General features: G+C 65.1%; 16 protein-coding genes and 2 tRNA genes. 12 read left to right on the top strand and 6 right to left on the bottom strand.

Annotated elements, in window-relative coordinates:
• Positions 1-57: 57 nt before the first annotated feature.
• Complete coding sequence (gene bcp, locus MUK71_RS10815; protein WP_227903291.1) at positions 58-525, bottom strand: thioredoxin-dependent thiol peroxidase; 468 nt, start codon at positions 523-525, stop codon at positions 58-60.
• 149 nt (positions 526-674) lie between these two features.
• Here bcp and MUK71_RS10810 point away from each other — a divergent pair, with 149 nt between their 5' ends.
• Positions 675-1,181 (top strand): MarR family winged helix-turn-helix transcriptional regulator, encoded by a 507-nt coding sequence (locus MUK71_RS10810; RefSeq protein ID WP_227903290.1) that lies wholly within the window; start codon positions 675-677, stop codon positions 1,179-1,181.
• Positions 1,182-1,269: 88 nt separating this feature from the next.
• Positions 1,270-2,442, top strand: a complete 1,173-nt coding sequence (locus tag MUK71_RS10805) for an RtcB family protein (RefSeq protein ID WP_227929520.1) — start codon at positions 1,270-1,272, stop codon at positions 2,440-2,442.
• A gap of 77 nt (positions 2,443-2,519) precedes the next feature.
• Here the strand turns inward: MUK71_RS10805 and MUK71_RS10800 are convergent.
• The 3 genes from MUK71_RS10800 to MUK71_RS10790 form a co-directional block, all read right to left on the bottom strand.
• Positions 2,520-2,592 (bottom strand) — tRNA-Lys (locus MUK71_RS10800).
• A gap of 175 nt (positions 2,593-2,767) precedes the next feature.
• Positions 2,768-2,843 (bottom strand) — tRNA-Lys (locus MUK71_RS10795).
• Between the two features lie 115 nt (positions 2,844-2,958).
• Positions 2,959-3,291, bottom strand: a complete 333-nt coding sequence (locus MUK71_RS10790) for a hypothetical protein (protein WP_227929521.1) — start codon at positions 3,289-3,291, stop codon at positions 2,959-2,961.
• A gap of 101 nt (positions 3,292-3,392) precedes the next feature.
• On the opposite strand from MUK71_RS10790, the gene MUK71_RS10785 reads away from it, so the two are divergent.
• Positions 3,393-4,349: a 2-hydroxyacid dehydrogenase gene (locus tag MUK71_RS10785; RefSeq protein ID WP_227903287.1), complete on the top strand. Its 957-nt coding sequence runs from the start codon at positions 3,393-3,395 to the stop codon at positions 4,347-4,349.
• A 55-nt stretch (positions 4,350-4,404) separates the two neighbouring features.
• Here the strand turns inward: MUK71_RS10785 and MUK71_RS10780 are convergent, their stop codons facing one another.
• The gene (locus MUK71_RS10780) at positions 4,405-4,860 is read right to left on the bottom strand and encodes a hypothetical protein (RefSeq protein WP_227929522.1); all 456 of its coding nucleotides are present in this window, start codon (positions 4,858-4,860) and stop codon (positions 4,405-4,407) included.
• 148 nt (positions 4,861-5,008) lie between these two features.
• Between MUK71_RS10780 and ilvD the strand changes: the two genes are divergently transcribed.
• The 9 genes from ilvD to metG all read left to right on the top strand — a co-directional run bounded on the left by ilvD (position 5,009) and on the right by metG (position 16,956).
• Complete coding sequence (gene ilvD / locus MUK71_RS10775) at positions 5,009-6,715, top strand: dihydroxy-acid dehydratase (protein ID WP_227903285.1); 1,707 nt, start codon at positions 5,009-5,011, stop codon at positions 6,713-6,715.
• Between the two features lie 457 nt (positions 6,716-7,172).
• A complete protein-coding gene (locus MUK71_RS10770; RefSeq protein WP_227903284.1) occupies positions 7,173-9,077 on the top strand; it encodes an acetolactate synthase large subunit in 1,905 nt (634 codons plus the stop codon).
• A 3-nt stretch (positions 9,078-9,080) separates the two neighbouring features.
• Positions 9,081-9,593, top strand: coding sequence for an acetolactate synthase small subunit (gene ilvN, locus MUK71_RS10765; protein ID WP_227903283.1), 513 nt, complete (start codon positions 9,081-9,083; stop codon positions 9,591-9,593).
• A 47-nt stretch (positions 9,594-9,640) separates the two neighbouring features.
• Positions 9,641-10,666, top strand: coding sequence for a ketol-acid reductoisomerase (ilvC, locus tag MUK71_RS10760; RefSeq protein WP_227903282.1), 1,026 nt, complete (start codon positions 9,641-9,643; stop codon positions 10,664-10,666).
• 153 nt (positions 10,667-10,819) lie between these two features.
• Entirely contained in the window at positions 10,820-12,415 is a 1,596-nt protein-coding gene (gene serA / locus MUK71_RS10755) for a phosphoglycerate dehydrogenase (RefSeq protein ID WP_227903281.1), read from the top strand.
• Positions 12,416-12,556: 141 nt separating this feature from the next.
• The gene (locus tag MUK71_RS10750) at positions 12,557-13,276 is read left to right on the top strand and encodes an ABC transporter ATP-binding protein (protein ID WP_227929523.1); all 720 of its coding nucleotides are present in this window, start codon (positions 12,557-12,559) and stop codon (positions 13,274-13,276) included.
• Positions 13,273-14,646: an FtsX-like permease family protein gene (locus MUK71_RS10745; RefSeq protein ID WP_227929524.1), complete on the top strand. Its 1,374-nt coding sequence runs from the start codon at positions 13,273-13,275 to the stop codon at positions 14,644-14,646. The genes MUK71_RS10750 and MUK71_RS10745 overlap by 4 nt, the downstream gene beginning before the upstream one ends.
• Positions 14,647-14,655: 9 nt before the next feature.
• A complete protein-coding gene (locus MUK71_RS10740; protein WP_227929525.1) occupies positions 14,656-15,387 on the top strand; it encodes a hypothetical protein in 732 nt (243 codons plus the stop codon).
• A 9-nt stretch (positions 15,388-15,396) separates the two neighbouring features.
• Complete coding sequence (gene metG, locus MUK71_RS10735; protein WP_227903278.1) at positions 15,397-16,956, top strand: methionine--tRNA ligase; 1,560 nt, start codon at positions 15,397-15,399, stop codon at positions 16,954-16,956.
• Between the two features lie 63 nt (positions 16,957-17,019).
• Here the strand turns inward: metG and MUK71_RS10730 are convergent, their stop codons facing one another.
• Positions 17,020-17,544, bottom strand: coding sequence for a hypothetical protein (locus MUK71_RS10730; protein ID WP_227929526.1), 525 nt, complete (start codon positions 17,542-17,544; stop codon positions 17,020-17,022).
• Positions 17,545-17,607: the final 63 nt, after the last annotated feature.

Here is a 17,607-nt window from a genome sequence, read left to right as displayed (position 1 = left end):
GTGGTCGCCGGCCTGCCGCAGGCGCGGCCGGGAAACCAGCCTCCAGTGTACCCGAGGTTAATCGAGCCCCAGATCACGGCGCAGCTTGGAAACATGTCCGGTGGCTTTGACGTTGTACTGGGCGAGGGAAACCTTTCCCTCGGGATCCACCACCACCGTTGACCTGATCAGACCCTCGTAGGTGCGGCCATAGTTCTTTTTCTCGCCCCAGGCGCCGTACGCTTCGGCGACGGCGTGGTCCTCGTCGGAGAGCAGCGGGAAGTTCAGCCCCTCGGAGTCGGCGAACTTCGCCAGCTTATCCACCGGGTCGGGTGAGATGCCCAGGACGGTGTACCCGGCGCTCTTGAGGCTGTTCAGGTTGTCGCGGAAATCGCACGCCTCGGTAGTGCAGCCGGGAGTGGCGGCGGCAGGGTAGAAGTACACAATGGTGTTGCTGCCGCGCATATCGGCCAGCGAGACGGTGCTTCCGTCGGAGGCGGACAGGGTGAAATCCGGTGCTGTTTCGGCCGGGCTGAGGCGGGGCATTGTGTCTCTCCTAAGATCTAGATTTCGTGTTCGGTGCGTCCGAACGCGACATTCCAACGCAGGGTGGCTATCCTAGTCTGTGGATCCGCGCGTTATCAGCAAACTGACTGTTACTGCGAGTCCGAAGCCGAGAGGAAGAGTTTTATTTTATGCCGGATATGGAGCGTTGGCCCACCGGTCGCCTGCTGTCTACAGCAGCACGCCTCGTAGAGCACGCCTGGAATGAACGTTTGGTCAGCATCGGACTGACCCATGCAGGTGTCATCGCGTTGGGTGTTCTGGAGACGCAGGGACCAATGACACAGGCACGTCTGGCGCAGCTGGTGCGTGTTCAGGCGCAGACCATGGGGAAAACCCTGGCACGCCTTGAAGCCCACGGCCACGTGACGCGCGTACGCAATGACCTGGACAAGCGCAGTCACATGGTGACCATTACTGCTCAGGGCAAAGAAGCACTGACCGAGGCCCAGAACATTGAGCGGACGCTGCTCGATGACGGTGAGCTTATGTCCGAGGACCTGCGGAGCCAGCTGCGCAAGGTGATCAGAGAGCTGGGCAGCCCGCGCTGGCAGGTTGCGGTGGATGTCCCCGGGCTTCCCCTCCCGCCCGGCGCCGGCCTGGAGATTATTCCCGAGGCCGCGGCCGAGAGCCGCTGACTCCACGGGCACCTATGTTTATAGGAGGCACATCCGCCGGATGTGCCTCCTTTGCTTTAAGCCGTAGCCCTGATCCGGAAGGCGGTTCATGGAACAGAGAATCAGCGAAAAGTACCTGAACTTTGCCAGTGTCATTGACGAGGCAACGCTGGCACAGAACAGGCTGACCGCGCAGATGCCGTTTATCTATCCGCACCTGGCCTCCATGCCGGACGCGCATCTGGGCAAGGGCGCGGCCGTGGGATCCGTTATCCCTGCACTGGGTGCTGTCGTTCCGGCCGCCGTCGGCGTCGATATCGGCTGCGGCATGATCGCGGTCCGGACCGGACACCGGGCTTCGGACATAGCGGGCCTGGACCACCGGAAACTGCGGGAGGCCATTGAACGGGCCGTTCCGCTTTCCGCCGGACATAACAACAAGGTCCTCACCGCATCCGCCGGGACCCGGACAGGGGAACTGGCCGACGACGCCGCCGCGGCCGGGTTTGATCCTGCAGCTTATCTCCGGGACTGGCGCCTGCAGCTTGGCAGCCTCGGCTCCGGCAACCACTTCATCGAGGTATCCCTGGACGAGGAAGAGTCGGTCTGGCTGTTCCTGCACTCGGGATCCCGCGGGGTGGGAAACAAAATCGCACAGCGGCACATCAAGGCTGCACAGACCTACTGCACCGGACGCTCCATTAAGCTGCCCGACCGGGACCTTGCCTACCTGGAGGAAGGCACCCCGGAGTTTGACCGCTACATAGCGGAACTGATGTGGGCGCAGAAATTCGCCCTCCTGAACCGGGAGGAAATGATGGACCGCGTCCTGGCGTGCTTCGGTGCGTGGACGGGGGAGCGGGTGCTGGAACGGGAGCGGATCAACTGCCACCACAATTACACGGAAGTGGAAGAACACTACGGCAGGAAGGTCTGGCTCTCACGCAAGGGCGCCATTGACGCCTCGCCCGGCCGTGCCGGCCTGATCCCCGGTTCCATGGGCACGGCGTCGTACGTGGTGGAAGGCAAGGGCTATGCTCCGTCCCTGAACTCGGCCCCGCACGGAGCAGGCCGGCAGTTTTCGCGCACCCGGGCGCGCAGGACGTTCAGCCGGGACCAGCTGCGGCAGGCCATGGCCGGCATTGAATACCGTGACACTGCCGCCTTCATTGACGAAATCCCGGCTGCGTACAAGGACATCGACACGGTGATGGCGGATGCGAAGGACCTGGTGTCGGTGCGGCACGTGCTGCGGCAGATCGTGAACGTAAAAGGCGACTAGGGTTCGGCACCCGGCGCCGGCAACAGAAAACCCCGCCTGGCCGGGCACTGGGCCTGGCCGGACGGGGTTTCTCGCTGTGCACCCCCCGGGACTTGAACCCGGAACCCATTGATTAAGAGTCAATTGCTCTGCCAATTGAGCTAGAGGTGCATCTTCACAGAGACGAACTCGCTGCGCCGTGAAGCGCGGTTCGATCTCCGCAACGACATGAAACACTACCACGTCCCGACCCGGAGCGCGAAACCGCCGCAGACCTCGGGACAGCAGTGGCGAAGCACAAAAAACCCCGCCCGTTCAGGCGAATAACCTGATCGGACGGGGCAGTTGGTGCACCCCCCGGGACTTGAACCCGGAACCCATTGATTAAGAGTCAATTGCTCTGCCAATTGAGCTAGAGGTGCGCATTCGATGCCGTGTAAACCGCGGATATTCCTCCGTGGCTGCATCAGCAACGACATGAAACACTACCAGCAGTTTTGCCGAAGAATGAAATCCGGACCCGTTTTGTGGGCTGTTTCACTTGGATTCGTGGCCCCGGGCAGTCCGGTTGCAGGGGAGGATAACCAGTTCGCCGGGATTTCCGTCCCAATCCGAGCCGTTATCCACTACCCAGGTCCGGGCCGGCAGGTTCGAGGCGGGATCCCCGGTGGTCACCGTGGTCGCCTGGGGCGGGGCTCCGTTTGCCGCCGTCGGTTGCGGTGCGGTCCGTTCGGCTTCCGGACCGGGGGCGGGGCCCGCGGCCATCTGCACCGCGCCGTGTGCCAGCAGCATGCGCAGCCGGCGGGCCGTCCACACGGTGGCGGCTGATCCGAGTCCAAGGGCGGTGAAAAGAACCGATTTCCGAGCCACGGGGCCTCCTTCGGTCGGCGGAAGGCACAGTCCGACGTTACGGCCGGTGGCCGGCCGTGTCCATAGCCGGTGATGAAGGGCATCCGGCTAGGCTGGCACGCATGGCCGACGTCGAATCCCGCCCCGTACGTGTCCTCACCGTTCCCAGCGCTGAACTGCTCTCCGCCCTGCAGCCCCTGCCGGAGGGAATCCGCGCGGTGCTCTGGGATCTGGACGGTGAGCCCGAGGGTGCGGAGTACTCCGAGATTGACGCCGTGGTCTTTCCCTACCTTCCGGGCAACTACGGTGCCGCACTGTCCCGGGTTCCGGACCTTGCCCTGCTCCAGGCACAGTCCACCGGGTATGACGGCCTGCCCGAACTGGTGGAACCGGGCACTGCCATTGCCAGCGCCGCAGGCGTGCACGCCGCTGCCACGGCTGAAATGGCACTCACGCTGATGCTCGCGTCCCAACGGGGAATCGACGAGGCCGTCCGGGCACAGTCAGAGGGACGCTGGGAAGCCATTCGCTGGCCCGGACTGGCGGACCGCCGGGTACTGCTGGTGGGCGTCGGCGGCATCGGGAATGAGATTGCTGCCCGCCTTCGGCCCTTCGAGGTTGAACTGACCCGGGTGGGCCGGAGCGCACGCACTGATGAGGACGGGAAGGTTCACGGCACCGACGAACTGATCGACCTCGCTGCGGGCGCGGACATCCTGGTGGTGATCACGCCCCTGAACGGCCAGACCCGGCACCTCGTGGATGCCCGCGTGCTGGCGGCACTGCCGGACGGCGCCCTCGTAGTGAACGTGGCACGCGGGGCGGTGGTGGACAGTGAAGCACTGACCAAGGAGGTGTCCTCCGGCCGGCTGCGGGCCGCCCTGGATGTTTTTGATCCTGAACCCATGCCCTCGGACCATCCGCTCCGAAGTGCGCCGGGAGCCATCATCACCCCGCACTGGGGCGGGAACACGGGAGCCTTCCAGCCGCGGATCGAGGCCTTTTTGCGTAAGCAGGTCGCCTTGCTGGCTCAGGGCCGGGAACCAATGAACCTGGTCCGGCGCGGTCCGTGGGAATAGCTTCCGAAGATCCGGTCCGCGGGCAGCGGACCGCAGCCGGTCAGTGGTCGCGGTGCTACGCGAGGTCCAGGTAGGACTGCACAAAGGAACGGAAATCGGTCCAGTCAGCAGCCTGCTCCAGCAGGGTGGATGAGCCTTCGGCCGGGAGCGCGGCCTGCGGAAGGACGCTGAAGCGGAAGATGCGTCCGGTGTTGGTGCCCACCTCGTACGCATCCGTGCCGAGTTCATCAGTGTGGGACAGATTCGTAGTGTTGATGGCTGTGGGTGCTTCAAGTGCCGCGAGGGAGTCGACGTCGAACGGGGCAAAGACCAGTTCGGCCGGGCGCCAGCGGTAGCCCAGCACATAAAACCCGGTCTCGCCGTCGAGCCCCGGGGTGGCGCAGACCAGGTTGTAGTCACCGTAATTCGGAATCTGGGTTTCGAAGACGCGGCGGAGCACGAGCTTGAGCTGATCGCTGGCTCCCGTATCCGCGTGGGCGTCCGGACTGCTGGATTCTCTATCCGATGTCATTTCCCCAGTCTATGAACACGCTCCCCCTATCCGGGAACCCCGCCCCGGCGGGTGCCGGGAACTTCATCTCCTGTTCACGGGCCGTAACAAGGGGAGCACGCGCCCGTCACAGAGCGAACGCCGCCGGCTTAAGTCCTAGGATTTAGCTATGAGCGTGGAAAATACACCGGATATCAAGCCCCGCAGCCGTGTCGTCACGGACGGGATTCATGCAGCACCCGCCCGCGGTATGTTCCGAGCCGTCGGTATGGGCGACGATGATTTCGCCAAACCGCAGATCGGCATCGCCAGTTCCTGGAACGAAATCACCCCCTGCAACCTGTCCCTGAACCGGCTGGCCCAGGGCGCCAAGGAAGGCGTCCATGCCGGCGGCGGGTTCCCCATGCAGTTCGGAACCATCTCCGTTTCGGACGGCATCTCCATGGGCCATGAAGGCATGCACTTCTCCCTGGTCTCCCGCGAAGTCATTGCCGACTCCGTGGAAACCGTGATGATGGCCGAGCGTCTCGACGGCTCGGTGCTCCTGGCCGGCTGCGACAAGTCCCTGCCCGGCATGCTGATGGCCGCAGCGCGCCTGGATCTCTCCAGCGTCTTCCTCTACGCGGGCTCCATCATGCCCGGCTTCGCCAAGATGGAAGACGGCACCGAGCGTGAAGTCACCCTTATTGACGCCTTCGAAGCCGTCGGCGCCTGCGCCGCCGGAAAGATGAGCCTCAAGGACCTGGACACCATTGAACGGGCCATCTGCCCGGGTGAAGGTGCCTGCGGCGGCATGTACACGGCGAACACCATGGCCTGCATCGGCGAGGCGCTGGGCATGTCCCTGCCCGGTTCCGCCGCACCGCCCTCGGCCGACCGCCGCCGTGACGAATTCGCCCGCAAATCCGGCGAAGCCGTGGTCAACCTGCTGCGCAAGGGCATCACCGCCCGGGACATCATGACCAAGAAGGCCTTCGAAAACGCCATCGCGGTCACCATGGCCTTCGGCGGCTCCACAAACGCGGTCCTGCATCTGCTCGCCATCGCCCGCGAGGCTGAAGTGGACCTCACGCTGGACGACTTCAACCGCATCGGCGACAAGATCCCGCACCTGGGGGACCTGAAGCCGTTCGGCCGCTACGTGATGTTCGACGTCGACAAGATCGGCGGCGTGCCGGTGATCATGAAGGCACTGCTCGACGCCGGCCTGATTCACGGCGACTGCCTCACCGTCACCGGCAAGACCGTCGCGGAGAACCTCGCATCGATCAACCCGCCGGATCCGGACGGCAAGGTGCTCCGCGCCATGGACAACCCCATCCACAAGACCGGCGGCATCACCGTGCTGAAGGGCTCCATGGCTCCCGAAGGCGCCGTCGTTAAGTCAGCCGGCTTCGACGCGGACGTCTTCGAGGGCACCGCCCGCGTCTTCGAACGAGAACAGGGCGCCCTGGATGCCCTGGACGCCGGACAGATCCACGCCGGCGACGTCGTCGTGATCCGCTACGAAGGCCCCAAGGGCGGCCCGGGCATGCGCGAGATGCTCGCCATCACCGGTGCCATCAAGGGCGCCGGCCTGGGCAAGGATGTCCTGCTGCTCACCGACGGCCGGTTCTCCGGCGGCACCACAGGCCTGTGCATCGGCCACGTGGCCCCGGAAGCGGTCGACGGCGGTCCCATCGCCTTCGTGAAGGACGGCGACCGGATCCGCGTGGACATTGCCGCCCGCAGCTTCGACCTGCTGGTGGAGCCGGAGGAGCTCGAGGCCCGCAAGGTCGGCTGGCAGCCTCTGCCGGCCAAGTTCACCAAGGGTGTCCTGGCCAAGTACGCCAAGATGGTCAACTCGGCCTCCACCGGCGCTTACTGCGGCGGCTGATAGGCCTCCCCGGTGGTCAGGCGCTGGAGCGCCTGGCCACCGGGGCCCCTAAGGCCTTGCAGCCTTATTAAGCCCTGCCGCCTCGTGTGGGCGGCAGAACCGGGTGGGGGGAGTACCATGCCGGCTTGGCATGGAGGGGTACCGGACAGGCATGTCCAAAAGACAGACACCACGTCCACATAGTGAGACGGGCGTCTCATTAGATTGACACCCCCGCAGGGGACCGCAAGACTGAACGGTATGCAGATCGTACCCGTCGTCCTTATCAAGCGCGTGGCGTAATAGCCCGACTTGTCTAAGACGTCACGCGCGAACCCCTACGGAGCCAACCGGCACGAGGGGTTTTTTTATTGGCTTCGTCAGTTTTGGCTTCGCTAAGCATAAAAAAGCCCAACCGGGCACAACCCGGGCAGGCCGCCGCACAGACAATGGATCAGTATCCGCAAAGGAAGTTCCAATGAGTAAGGGATCGCCAATCAGCCCTTCGCTGATGGCCTCGAAGGCAAACGCCGCCGCACGCGCGGCAGCAGCCAAGACCAAAGACGTAGCAAGTTCCATGTCCTCCGCCTATGCCGTGGATGATCGGATCCAAGGGCCTAACAACATTGTTCCGCCCATCGAAATGACCGGTTCCCAGGCCCTAGTCCGGTCCCTGGAGGAGCTTGGCGTAGACGAGGTCTTCGGACTGCCCGGCGGCGCCATCCTGCCCACCTATGATCCCCTGATGGATTCGAAGAAGATCCGCCACGTCCTGGTCCGGCATGAGCAGGGCGCCGGACACGCTGCCGAAGGTTATGCCATGGTGACCGGCCGCGCGGGTGTCTGCATCGCGACGTCGGGCCCCGGTGCCACCAACCTGGTCACCGCCATTGCCGACGCGCACATGGACTCAGTGCCCATGGTCGCCATCACCGGGCAGGTCTCCAGTGCGTTTATCGGCTCGGACGCGTTCCAGGAAGCCGACATTGTGGGCATCACGATGCCCATCACCAAGCACTCCTACCTGGTCACCGACGCCGCGGACATTCCGCGCGTGCTGGCTGAGGCCTTCCACATTGCGACCTCGGGCCGGCCGGGTCCGGTGCTGGTGGACGTCTCCAAGGACGCCCAGCAGGCCAAAACCGTTTTCTCCTGGCCGCCCAAGATCGACCTGCAGGGCTACCGCACCGTGGTGCGCGGACACTCCAAGCAGGTTCGCGAAGCGGCACGCCTGATCACGGCCTCGCAGCGGCCGGTGTTCTACGTGGGCGGCGGTGTGCTCAAGGCCAACGCCTCGGCCGAACTGCTGGAACTGGCCGAACTGGTGGGCGCCCCGGTGGTCACCACCCTGATGGCCCGCGGTGTGTTCCCCGACTCGCACCCGCAGCACGTGGGCATGCCTGGTATGCACGGTTCGGTCTCCGCCGTGACCGCACTGCAGCAGTCCGATCTGCTGATCACCCTCGGCGCCCGCTTCGATGACCGGGTCACCGGCGTGCTCAGCTCCTTCGCACCCGGCGCCAAGGTCATCCACGCGGACATCGACCCCGCGGAAATCTCCAAGAACCGTGCCGCGGACGTGCCGATTGTCGGTTCGGTGAAGGAAATCATCCCCGAGCTCACCGATGCCGTGCGGAGCCAGTTCGAAACCGAGAAGCCGGACATCTCGGCCTGGTGGGCCGTGCTGGACCGGCTGCGGGAAACGTACCCCATCGGTTACGCCGAGCCGGAAGACGGCCTGATGGCGCCGCAGAAGGTCATTGAACGCATCGGAGCCCTGACCGGTCCCGAAGGCGTTTACGTGGCCGGCGTCGGGCAGCACCAGATGTGGTCCGCGCAGTTCATCAAGTATGAGCGTCCCCGCGCCTGGCTGAATTCCGGCGGGCTGGGCACCATGGGCTACTCCGTGCCGGCGGCCATGGGGGCCAAGGTGGGCAACCCGGACCGCGTGGTCTGGGCCATTGACGGTGACGGCTGCTTCCAGATGACCAACCAGGAACTGGCCACCTGCCTGATCAACAACATCCCGATCAAGGTTGCCATCATCAACAACTCCTCGCTGGGCATGGTGCGGCAGTGGCAGACCCTCTTCTACGAGTCGCGCTACTCCAACACGGACCTCAACACCGGACATGACACGGTCCGGGTTCCGGACTTCGTGAAGCTGGCCGACGCCTATGGCTGCGTGGGCCTGCGCTGCGAACGCGACGAGGACATCGATGCCACCATCGCCAAGGCCCTGGAGATCAATGACCGCCCCGTGGTCATCGACTTCGTGGTCAGCCGCGATTCCATGGTGTGGCCGATGGTCCCCACCGGGGTCAGCAATGACCTGATCCAGATTGCCCGCAACATGACCCCCACCTGGGAAGAGGAGGATTAGGACATGGCCCGCCACACCCTTTCCGTGCTGGTAGAAGACGTTCCCGGCGTACTGACCCGCGTAGCCTCACTGTTCGCCCGCCGGGCCTTCAACATCAATTCTTTGGCCGTAGGCCCCTCCGAGGTGCCGGGCATGTCCCGGATCACGGTGGTGGTCGACGCCGAGGGTGACTTGCTGGAGCAGGTCACCAAACAGCTGAACAAACTCATCAACGTCATCAAGATTGTTGAGCTTGTTCCCGATTCCTCCGTGCAACGCGACCACATCCTGGTCAAGGTTCGCGCGGATGCCGCAACCCGGCTGCAGGTAACCCAGGCAGCCGAGCTGTTCCGCGCCTCAGTGGTGGACGTGTCCACAGACTCGCTCATCGTCGAGGCAACAGGCACCGCCGAGAAGCTCAACGCGCTGTTGTCAGTGCTTGAGCCCTTTGGCATCCGCGAAATAGTCCAATCCGGAACTCTGGCCGTAGGCCGCGGCTCAAAATCCATGAGCGACCGCGCCCTGCGCAGCGCCTGAGTTCCACCCCAGACCTTCATCCAGGAAACCAGTAGGAGATAACCACAGTGACTGACATGTACTACGACGACGACGCCGATCTGTCCATCATCCAGGGCCGCACGGTCGCCGTCATCGGCTACGGCAGCCAGGGCCACGCCCACGCACTCAGCCTCCGCGACTCCGGCGTCGACGTCCGTGTGGGACTGAAGGAAGGCTCCGCCTCCCGGGCCAAGGCCGAGGCTGAGGGCCTTCGCGTACTCAACGTCGCCGACGCCGTCGCCGAAGCCGACCTGATCATGGTCCTTACCCCGGACCAGGTCCAGCGCTTTGTCTACGCCGAGGAGATCGCCCCGAACCTGCAGTCCGGCGACGCACTGTTCTTCGGCCACGGCTTCAACATCCGCTACGGCTACATCCAGCCGCCGGCCGACGTCGACGTTGCCCTGGTCGCACCCAAGGGTCCGGGCCACATTGTGCGCCGCGAATTCGAAGCCGGCCGCGGCGTCCCTGACCTGATTGCCGTGGAGCAGAACGCATCCGGCAAGGCCAAGGAACTGGCACTGTCCTACGCCAAGGCCATCGGCGGCACCCGTGCCGGCGTCATCGAGACCACCTTCACCGAAGAAACCGAAACGGACCTCTTCGGTGAGCAGGCAGTCCTGTGCGGCGGCGCGTCGCAGCTGATCCAGTACGGCTTCGAAACCCTCACCGAAGCCGGCTACCAGCCGCAGGTGGCGTACTTCGAGGTACTTCACGAGCTGAAGCTGATTGTCGACCTCATGGTGGAAGGCGGCATCGCCAAGCAGCGCTGGAGCGTTTCCGACACGGCAGAGTACGGCGACTACGTCTCCGGCCCGCGCGTCATCGACGAGAGCGTGAAGGAGAACATGAAGGCCGTCCTCGCGGACATCCAGAGCGGCGCCTTTGCCAAGCGTTTCATCGATGACCAGGATGCCGGCGCACCCGAGTTCAAGGAACTGCGCCAGAAGGGTGAGGACCACCCGATCGAGGCCACCGGCCGCGAGCTGCGCAAGCTCTTCTCCTGGATCAAGAATGAGGACGACTACACCGAAGGCTCCGTAGCCCGCTAGTCGCCACCGTAATATCCGCACCGATTCGCCACGCCCCCGGGAGCAGGCGATAGGCTCGAAAGGCAAGCCGAATCGGCAAGGAGGCCGGACCCCTCGGGTCCGGCCTCCTGCGCGAAACCCCACCTGAATCGTCCACAGCTAAAGAGGTCACCGGTGTCTGCCACCAAACCAGTCGTACTCCTCGCGGAGGAACTCTCGCCCGCTACCGTCGAGGCCCTGGGCCCCGACTTTGAGATCCGCTCCACGGACGGTGCGGACCGCTCCCAGCTCCTTTCCGCGATCGCGGACGTGGATGCCATCCTCGTCCGCTCGGCTACGCAGGTGGACGCCGAAGCCATTGCGGCGGCGAAGAACCTGAAGGTCATTGCCCGCGCCGGCGTGGGGCTGGACAACGTGGACATCAAGGCCGCCACGCAGGCCGGCGTGATGGTGGTCAACGCCCCGACGTCGAACATCATTTCCGCCGCGGAGCTCACCGTGGGGCACATCCTTTCCCTGGCCCGGAACATCCCGCAGGCCAGCGCTGCCCTGAAGAACGGCGAATGGAAGCGCTCCAAGTACAGCGGCATCGAGCTGTTCGAAAAGAAGATCGGCATTATCGGCCTCGGCCGCATCGGTGCCCTGGTCGCGGCCCGGCTGCAGGGCTTCGGTACCGAGATCCTGGCCTATGACCCGTACGTGACCTCCGCCCGCGCCGCGCAGCTGAACGTCCGCCTGGTCACCCTGGACGAACTCCTTGAGGAATCGGACTTCATCACCATCCACATGCCCAAGACCCCCGAGACCCTGGGCATGCTCGGCGCCGAAGCCTTCGAAAAGATGAAGGACACCGCCTACGTGGTGAACGTGGCCCGCGGCGGACTCGTGGACGAGGCTGCGCTCTATGAAGCCCTGCAGGCAGGAAAAATTGCCGGTGCCGGCGTGGACGTGTTCGTCAAGGAGCCCAGCACCGACCTGCCGTTCTTCGCGCTGGACAACGTAGTGGTCACCCCGCACCTGGGCGCCTCCACCGCGGAAGCGCAGGAAAAGGCCGGCGTGTCCGTTGCCAAATCCGTCCGGCTGGCCCTGGCCGGGGAACTGGTCCCCGACGCCGTGAACGTTGCCGGCGGCGTCATCGCCGAAGACGTGCGCCCGGGTATCCCGCTGATCGAAAAGCTGGGCCGCATCTTCACTGCCCTCTCCCACGACTCCGTGACCGCCATCGACATCGAAGTGGCCGGCGAGATTGCCGCCCTGGACGTCAAGGCACTGGAGCTGGCGGCACTGAAGGGCATTTTCACCGACATTGTCTCCGAACAGGTCTCCTACGTGAACGCACCGGTGCTGGCGGAACAGCGCGGCATCGAGGTGCGCCTGCTGACCACCCCCGACGTGGATGACTACCGGAACCTGCTTACCATCCGCGGTGCCCTCTCCGACGGGTCCCGGCTGGAGGTTTCCGGCACGCTGACCGGACCGAAGCAGATCCAGAAGCTCGTCGGAGTGAACGGCTACGACCTGGAAATCCCCATCAGCGAACACCTGATTGTGCTCATCTACCAGGACCGTCCCGGCGTGATCGGCGCCCTGGGCCGGGTGCTGGGCGAGAAGGACATCAACATTGCCGGCATGCAGGTGGCCCGGAACACCGAGGGCGGCCAGGCGCTGTCCCTGCTGACCGTGGATTCCTCCGTGCCGCAGGACGTGCTGGAGAAGCTGCGCGAGGAAATCGGCGCCTCCGTGGCCCGCGAAGTGGACCTGCAGGACTAGCAGCACCGCACCGGGACCGGTTCCGCCACCGCGGGACCGGTCCTGTGTGTTTAAGCCTCCCCCCAGGGTAGGAGGTACCGCAGGGGAGATCATGCCCGCCTCCGACGCGCACCGCACCCCTGCCGCGGCAGCATGGAAGGCATGACTTCATCCATGCCGGGCGGACCTCTGCTGGCCGCCGACAACCTGACCAAAACCTACGGAAGCACCGCTGCACTGGCGGGCATCAGCCTGGCCGTATATCCGGGGGAGGCCGTGGCCGTGATGGGCGCTTCCGGTTCCGGAAAAACCACGCTGCTGCACTGCCTGGCCGGCATTATCCGCCCCGACACCGGCAGCGTCCGGCTGTTCCGCAGCGGTGCACCCGTGGAGGTCACGGCGCTGGACGACGACGCACGCTCAGCACTGCGCCGAAGCGACTTCGGTTTCGTTTTCCAACAGGGCCTGCTGATCCCCGAGCTGACGGCCGGGGAAAATGTGGCGCTGGCCCTGATGCTCAACGGGGCGCCGCGGGCGGAAGCGGAACAGGCAGCCGTGCAGGCTCTGGCCGCTCTCGGACTGGCCGGAATGGAACAGCGCCGCATCGGGGAGCTGTCCGGCGGACAGGCCCAGCGGGTGGCCATAGCGCGGGCACAGGTCAACGGTGCGCGGGTCCTGTTCGCGGACGAACCCACGGGTGCGCTGGATTCGCACACCTCCGCGGAAGTGATGGGGCTGCTGCTGCGCACCGTCGAGGGGACGGGGCGCTCCCTGGTGGTGGTCACCCACGACCCGTCAGTGGCCCGCTGGTGCGGCAGAGTGATCACCGTGGCTGACGGCCGGATTGTTGCCGACACGGCCGGTGCGGGACGGACCCGATGACCGCCCCCGCGCCCCTGCCCGCACGTCTGTCCGCCATTGACCGTCTTCTGGACTCTTCTCCGGTGGCCGTCCGCCTCACCTGGCTGCTGAACCGTCCCGGCACCGCCGGATGGGAGAAGGCGCTGCTGCCTGTCGCAGCGTTTGCCGTGGTCACCACCTTGCTGTTGACCGTCCTGTCCGGCGCCTTGTCCTTCCTGCAGTGGGGGGACGCTGAAGGGGATCTGTATCTGCTGCTGGCCTGCTTCGCGCTGCTGCTGCTGGTGTTGCCCCTCATCACCCTTGGTGGTTCCGCGGCGCGCCTTTCCGCCCGCCGGCGGGACGAGCACCTCTCAACGCTGCGCCTGCTCGGTGGCTCCGCCAGGACGGTGCGGCAGGTGACGGTCCTGGAGGCCACTGCCCAGGCACTGGCCGGCGCCGTCGCCGGGGTGGCCGGGTATCTGCTGTTCGCTCCGCTGGTCCAGCTGATCCACTTCCGCGGCGCAGCCCTTGGCGCTGCCTATTGGCTGCACCCGGCGGCTGGACTCGCCACAGTGCTGGCGGTGGTTCTGCTGGCCGCGGTCAGCTCCGCGGCCGGCCTGCGGAAAGTGGTGGTGTCACCCCTCGGGGTGCGGACCCGGGCCGCAGCCCAAAAGGTCCACTGGAGCCGGGCCGGGATTGCCGTGGCGGTTCTGGTTGCGGGCAGCCTGGCCCTGACGATTCCGGGCGCCGGAGCGGTGCTGGCCATCATGATGATCTTCGGCGTGTTTGCGGCCGGGATGTCAGTCCTCAACCTGGCCGGACCCTGGCTGGTTGCCCGCTCCGCCACCCGGCGCCTGCGGAGGGCACAGACGCCGGAGGCGCTGCTTGCCGCCCGGATCGTGCTGGATTCCCCCAAGGCCGCGTGGCGCCAGGTCAGTGCCCTGGCCCTGGTCTGCTTCACTGCCGTGGTTGCCGGTTCGGCCGCGGCGGCCGTGCAGGGCAGCCAGTCGGAGGGACCGGAAGACTTCCTGCTGCAGGACCTCATGACCGGTGTGCTGATCACGGTTGTTGCGGGGTTCCTGATGGTCGCCTGCTCCGCTGGCATCAACCAGGCAGCCACGGTCCTGGACCGCGGTGAGCTCTACCGCAGCCTGGACCGGATGGGCATGCCGAGGGGAGTGATCGAGGGCGCACGCATCAAGGCGGTGATGCAGCCCCTGCTGCTCGTATGCACCGCTTCCGTGACAGTGTCGGCGGTCCTGCTGTTCCCATTGGTGGGCGCCGCGCTGCTTTTCGCTCCGGCGTCGATGGTTATCCTCGCGGCAACCGTTGCCGTGGGAGTGGGGCTGGTGCGGGCAGGGCTTGCCGTCACGGCTCCGGTGCTGACCTCGGTGCTGGAGGACGGGCACTAAGCTGTCCCAATGTCCCAACCTCCGCCCGAGCCGTCACCAACAGCACTGCAGCGGTCCTGGATTCCAGCCGCCTGGCTGCTGGTAGGAATAGCCTCTTATGCAGGCGTCTTCATCAATGCGTTGTTCCCGCAGGGCAGGGAGGACCAATGGGACAGCATGCTGGTGAACGGGCTGGTTCTGGGGGTGGCAGCAATCCTCACCGGGTTGATGGTCTTTGTGCCGGCCAGCCCGCCCGCACGGGCGCTCCGGGTCGCTGTTTATGCCGTTCCGATCGGATTGCTGCTGCTTGTTCAGCTTCCGACGGGGTCGGTGGAGTTCATGGCCGCCCTTCTGCTGCCCTGGGCGCTGCTCACGGCCCTGTACGGGGTGAAGGGAGGGCTACCCGCCGGGTGGGGTTATACGGCCGCTTATCCTGCAGCCGGGGTGGCCGCGTGTTTGCTGATCGCGACCGTGTGGTTCAACGAACTGGTGTGGCTCATGCCTTTGCTGCCGGTTGCCCTGCTTCTGCGCCGCCGGTACCGGGGCAGCAGGCTCAGGATGGGTATGGAGGTCCTCCTCGCGGTGCTGCTGGCGGCGTGTATCGCCGCCGAGTTCGTCATCCTGCCGCAGGGGGAGTCCTGGCTGCCATACCGCAGCATCGTCGGGACGGCCTGCACCATCAGCGTTTTCTACACCGTCATCCTTCTCGGCCTCGCGCGCCTTGCCGGCCCCAAAGCGACAAGCCCTGCCGAAACAGGGTAATTTTCTTATGTGACTTCTTCCGATTCCAAGACTCCGTTCTACATCACCACAGCCATCTCCTACCCCAACGGCGAGCCCCACATCGGGCATGCGTATGAGCACATCGCCACCGACGCCATGGCGCGCTTCAAGCGCCTGGACGGCTACGACGTGTTCTTTATGACGGGTACGGACGAGCACGGGCTGAAGATGCAGCAGTCCGCGGACAAGGAAGGCATTACCGCCAAGGAACTCGCGGACCGCAACTCGGCCGCGTTTAAGCAGATGGAAGCGGACATGGGGAACTCCTATGACCGCTTCATCCGTACCACCGACGCCGACCACTATGCCGCCGCCCAGGCCATCTGGAAGCGGATGGAGGACAACGGGGACATCTACCTCTCCAAGTACTCCGGCTGGTATTCCGTCCGCGACGAGGCCTACTACAGCGAGGACGAGACCGAAGTCCGCGAGGACGGCGTGCGCTACTCCAAGGAAACCGACACGGAGGTGACCTGGACCGAGGAGGAGAGCTATTTCTTCCGGCTCTCCGCGTACCAGGATCGACTCCTGGCCCTCTATGAGTCCCAGCCGGACTTCGCCGCGCCGCGCTCGCGGTTCAACGAGGTCATCAGCTTTGTGAAGGGCGGACTGGAAGACCTCTCCATTTCCCGCACTACCTTCGACTGGGGCGTGCCCGTGCCCGGCAACCCGGACCACGTGATGTACGTGTGGGTGGACGCGCTGACCAACTACCTCACCGGCGTCGGTTTCCCCGATACCGAAAGCGAAACCTTTAAGAAGTACTGGCCGGCCGACGTCCACGTGATCGGCAAGGACATTTCACGCTTCCACGCCATTTTCTGGCCGGCGTTCCTGATGTCCGCCAAGCTGGAGCTGCCGAAGCGGATCATGATCCACGGCTTCCTGCACAACAAGGGCGTCAAGATGTCCAAGTCGCTGGGCAACGTGGTGGCCCCTAAGGACTGGGCTGACCAGTACGGCCTGGACTCGGTGCGCTTCTTCCTGCTCCGCGAGGTCCCGTTTGGTGCCGATGGCTCCTACAATCACGACGCCGTCGTCGGCCGGATGAACTCCGACCTTGCCAATAACCTAGGCAACCTGGCCCAGCGCTCCCTGTCCATGGTGGCCAAGAACTGCGGCGCAGCGGTGCCGCAGCCCGGTGATTTCACGCCGGAGGACACCGCCCTGCTGGAAGCTGCAGGCAACCTCCTGCAGATCTCCCGTGAAGCGTACGATGTGCAGGATTTCCACGGCGCGCTGGAAGCTACCTGGAAGGTCCTGGGGGACACCAACGCGTACTTTGCCGAGCAGGCGCCGTGGGTGCTGCGGAAGACCGACGTCGAACGCATGAACACGGTGCTGTATGTGACGCTCGAGGTGCTGCGGATTGTCGCCATCCTGATCCAGCCGGTGATGCCGGAGAGTGCGGCCAAGCTGCTGACGGTCCTTGGCCAGGACGACGACGCCGCGCGGCAGTTCAGCGCGATCGGCACGCCGCTGGTGCCGGGCACTGCGCTGCCGGCGCCCACACCCATCTTCCCGAAGTACGAGGAGCCGGCGGAATAGGCGGACACAAAAGAACACCCCCGACGATTCGTCGGGGGTGTTCTTTTGTTAGCGGGGCCCGGCTTAGTCCGTAGCCAGGAACCGCTCCACGGCTGTCTTCTCCATCACCTCGGCCACGGCCTCCTGCTGTCCGCGGGCCATCTCGATCAGTTCCTGAAGCCGCGCCGCGTTGAACCGGTGGTCGGTGCCGGAAAGCACCAGCAGTGTCCGCCACAGGGATTCCTTCATCCGGACCAGCGACTGCAGGGACTCAAGCTCCAGCTGCCCGGTGGCGCCGCCGCCGGTGCTCAGCGGATTCAGCGGACCCAGTTTCCCGGCTGCCGCGCCCACGGCCGCTGCGGCAGCCTTGGCCTTGCTCCTTGCATAGCCCAGGGCATGGATCAGGGATTCAAGTTCATCCCGTTCATCGGAAATTTCCTCCACCAGGCGGGCGAAGGTCTCCTCGTACGGTGATCCCTCCCATGTGCGCTGCGCGGCGGTGAACAGGCGGACGCCCGTCTCTGCGCCAATGAGGTGGTCATCCAGGTACGCGGCGAGTGATTCCCGTCCCGGGGTGAAATGTCCGGGGGCGGCATCCTGCTGGGTCATGCTGATCTCCTTACGCCTGCAGCCTGCCGGGCCAACGGTCCGGCATAAGCGTGCTTAGTAATT

Origin of the sequence: Arthrobacter zhangbolii (genome assembly GCF_022869865.1) — a bacterium.
Taxonomy (GTDB): domain Bacteria; phylum Actinomycetota; class Actinomycetes; order Actinomycetales; family Micrococcaceae; genus Arthrobacter_B; species Arthrobacter_B zhangbolii.
This window is presented reverse-complemented; position numbering and strand designations above follow the sequence as displayed.

Bases quoted from the DNA above. Each gene is read 5' to 3' on its own strand.
- bcp (WP_227903291.1), bottom strand. From the start codon at position 525: ATGCCCCGCCTCAGCCCGGCCGAAACAGCACCGGATTTCACCCTGTCC.
- MUK71_RS10810 (WP_227903290.1), top strand. From the start codon at position 675: ATGCCGGATATGGAGCGTTGGCCCACCGGTCGCCTGCTGTCTACAGCA.
- MUK71_RS10805 (WP_227929520.1), top strand. From the start codon at position 1,270: ATGGAACAGAGAATCAGCGAAAAGTACCTGAACTTTGCCAGTGTCATT.
- MUK71_RS10785 (WP_227903287.1), top strand. From the start codon at position 3,393: ATGGCCGACGTCGAATCCCGCCCCGTACGTGTCCTCACCGTTCCCAGC.
- MUK71_RS10780 (WP_227929522.1), bottom strand. From the start codon at position 4,860: ATGACATCGGATAGAGAATCCAGCAGTCCGGACGCCCACGCGGATACG.
- ilvD (WP_227903285.1), top strand. From the start codon at position 5,009: ATGAGCGTGGAAAATACACCGGATATCAAGCCCCGCAGCCGTGTCGTC.
- MUK71_RS10770 (WP_227903284.1), top strand. From the start codon at position 7,173: ATGAGTAAGGGATCGCCAATCAGCCCTTCGCTGATGGCCTCGAAGGCA.
- ilvN (WP_227903283.1), top strand. From the start codon at position 9,081: ATGGCCCGCCACACCCTTTCCGTGCTGGTAGAAGACGTTCCCGGCGTA.
- MUK71_RS10750 (WP_227929523.1), top strand. From the start codon at position 12,557: ATGACTTCATCCATGCCGGGCGGACCTCTGCTGGCCGCCGACAACCTG.
- MUK71_RS10745 (WP_227929524.1), top strand. From the start codon at position 13,273: ATGACCGCCCCCGCGCCCCTGCCCGCACGTCTGTCCGCCATTGACCGT.
- MUK71_RS10740 (WP_227929525.1), top strand. From the start codon at position 14,656: ATGTCCCAACCTCCGCCCGAGCCGTCACCAACAGCACTGCAGCGGTCC.
- MUK71_RS10730 (WP_227929526.1), bottom strand. From the start codon at position 17,544: ATGACCCAGCAGGATGCCGCCCCCGGACATTTCACCCCGGGACGGGAA.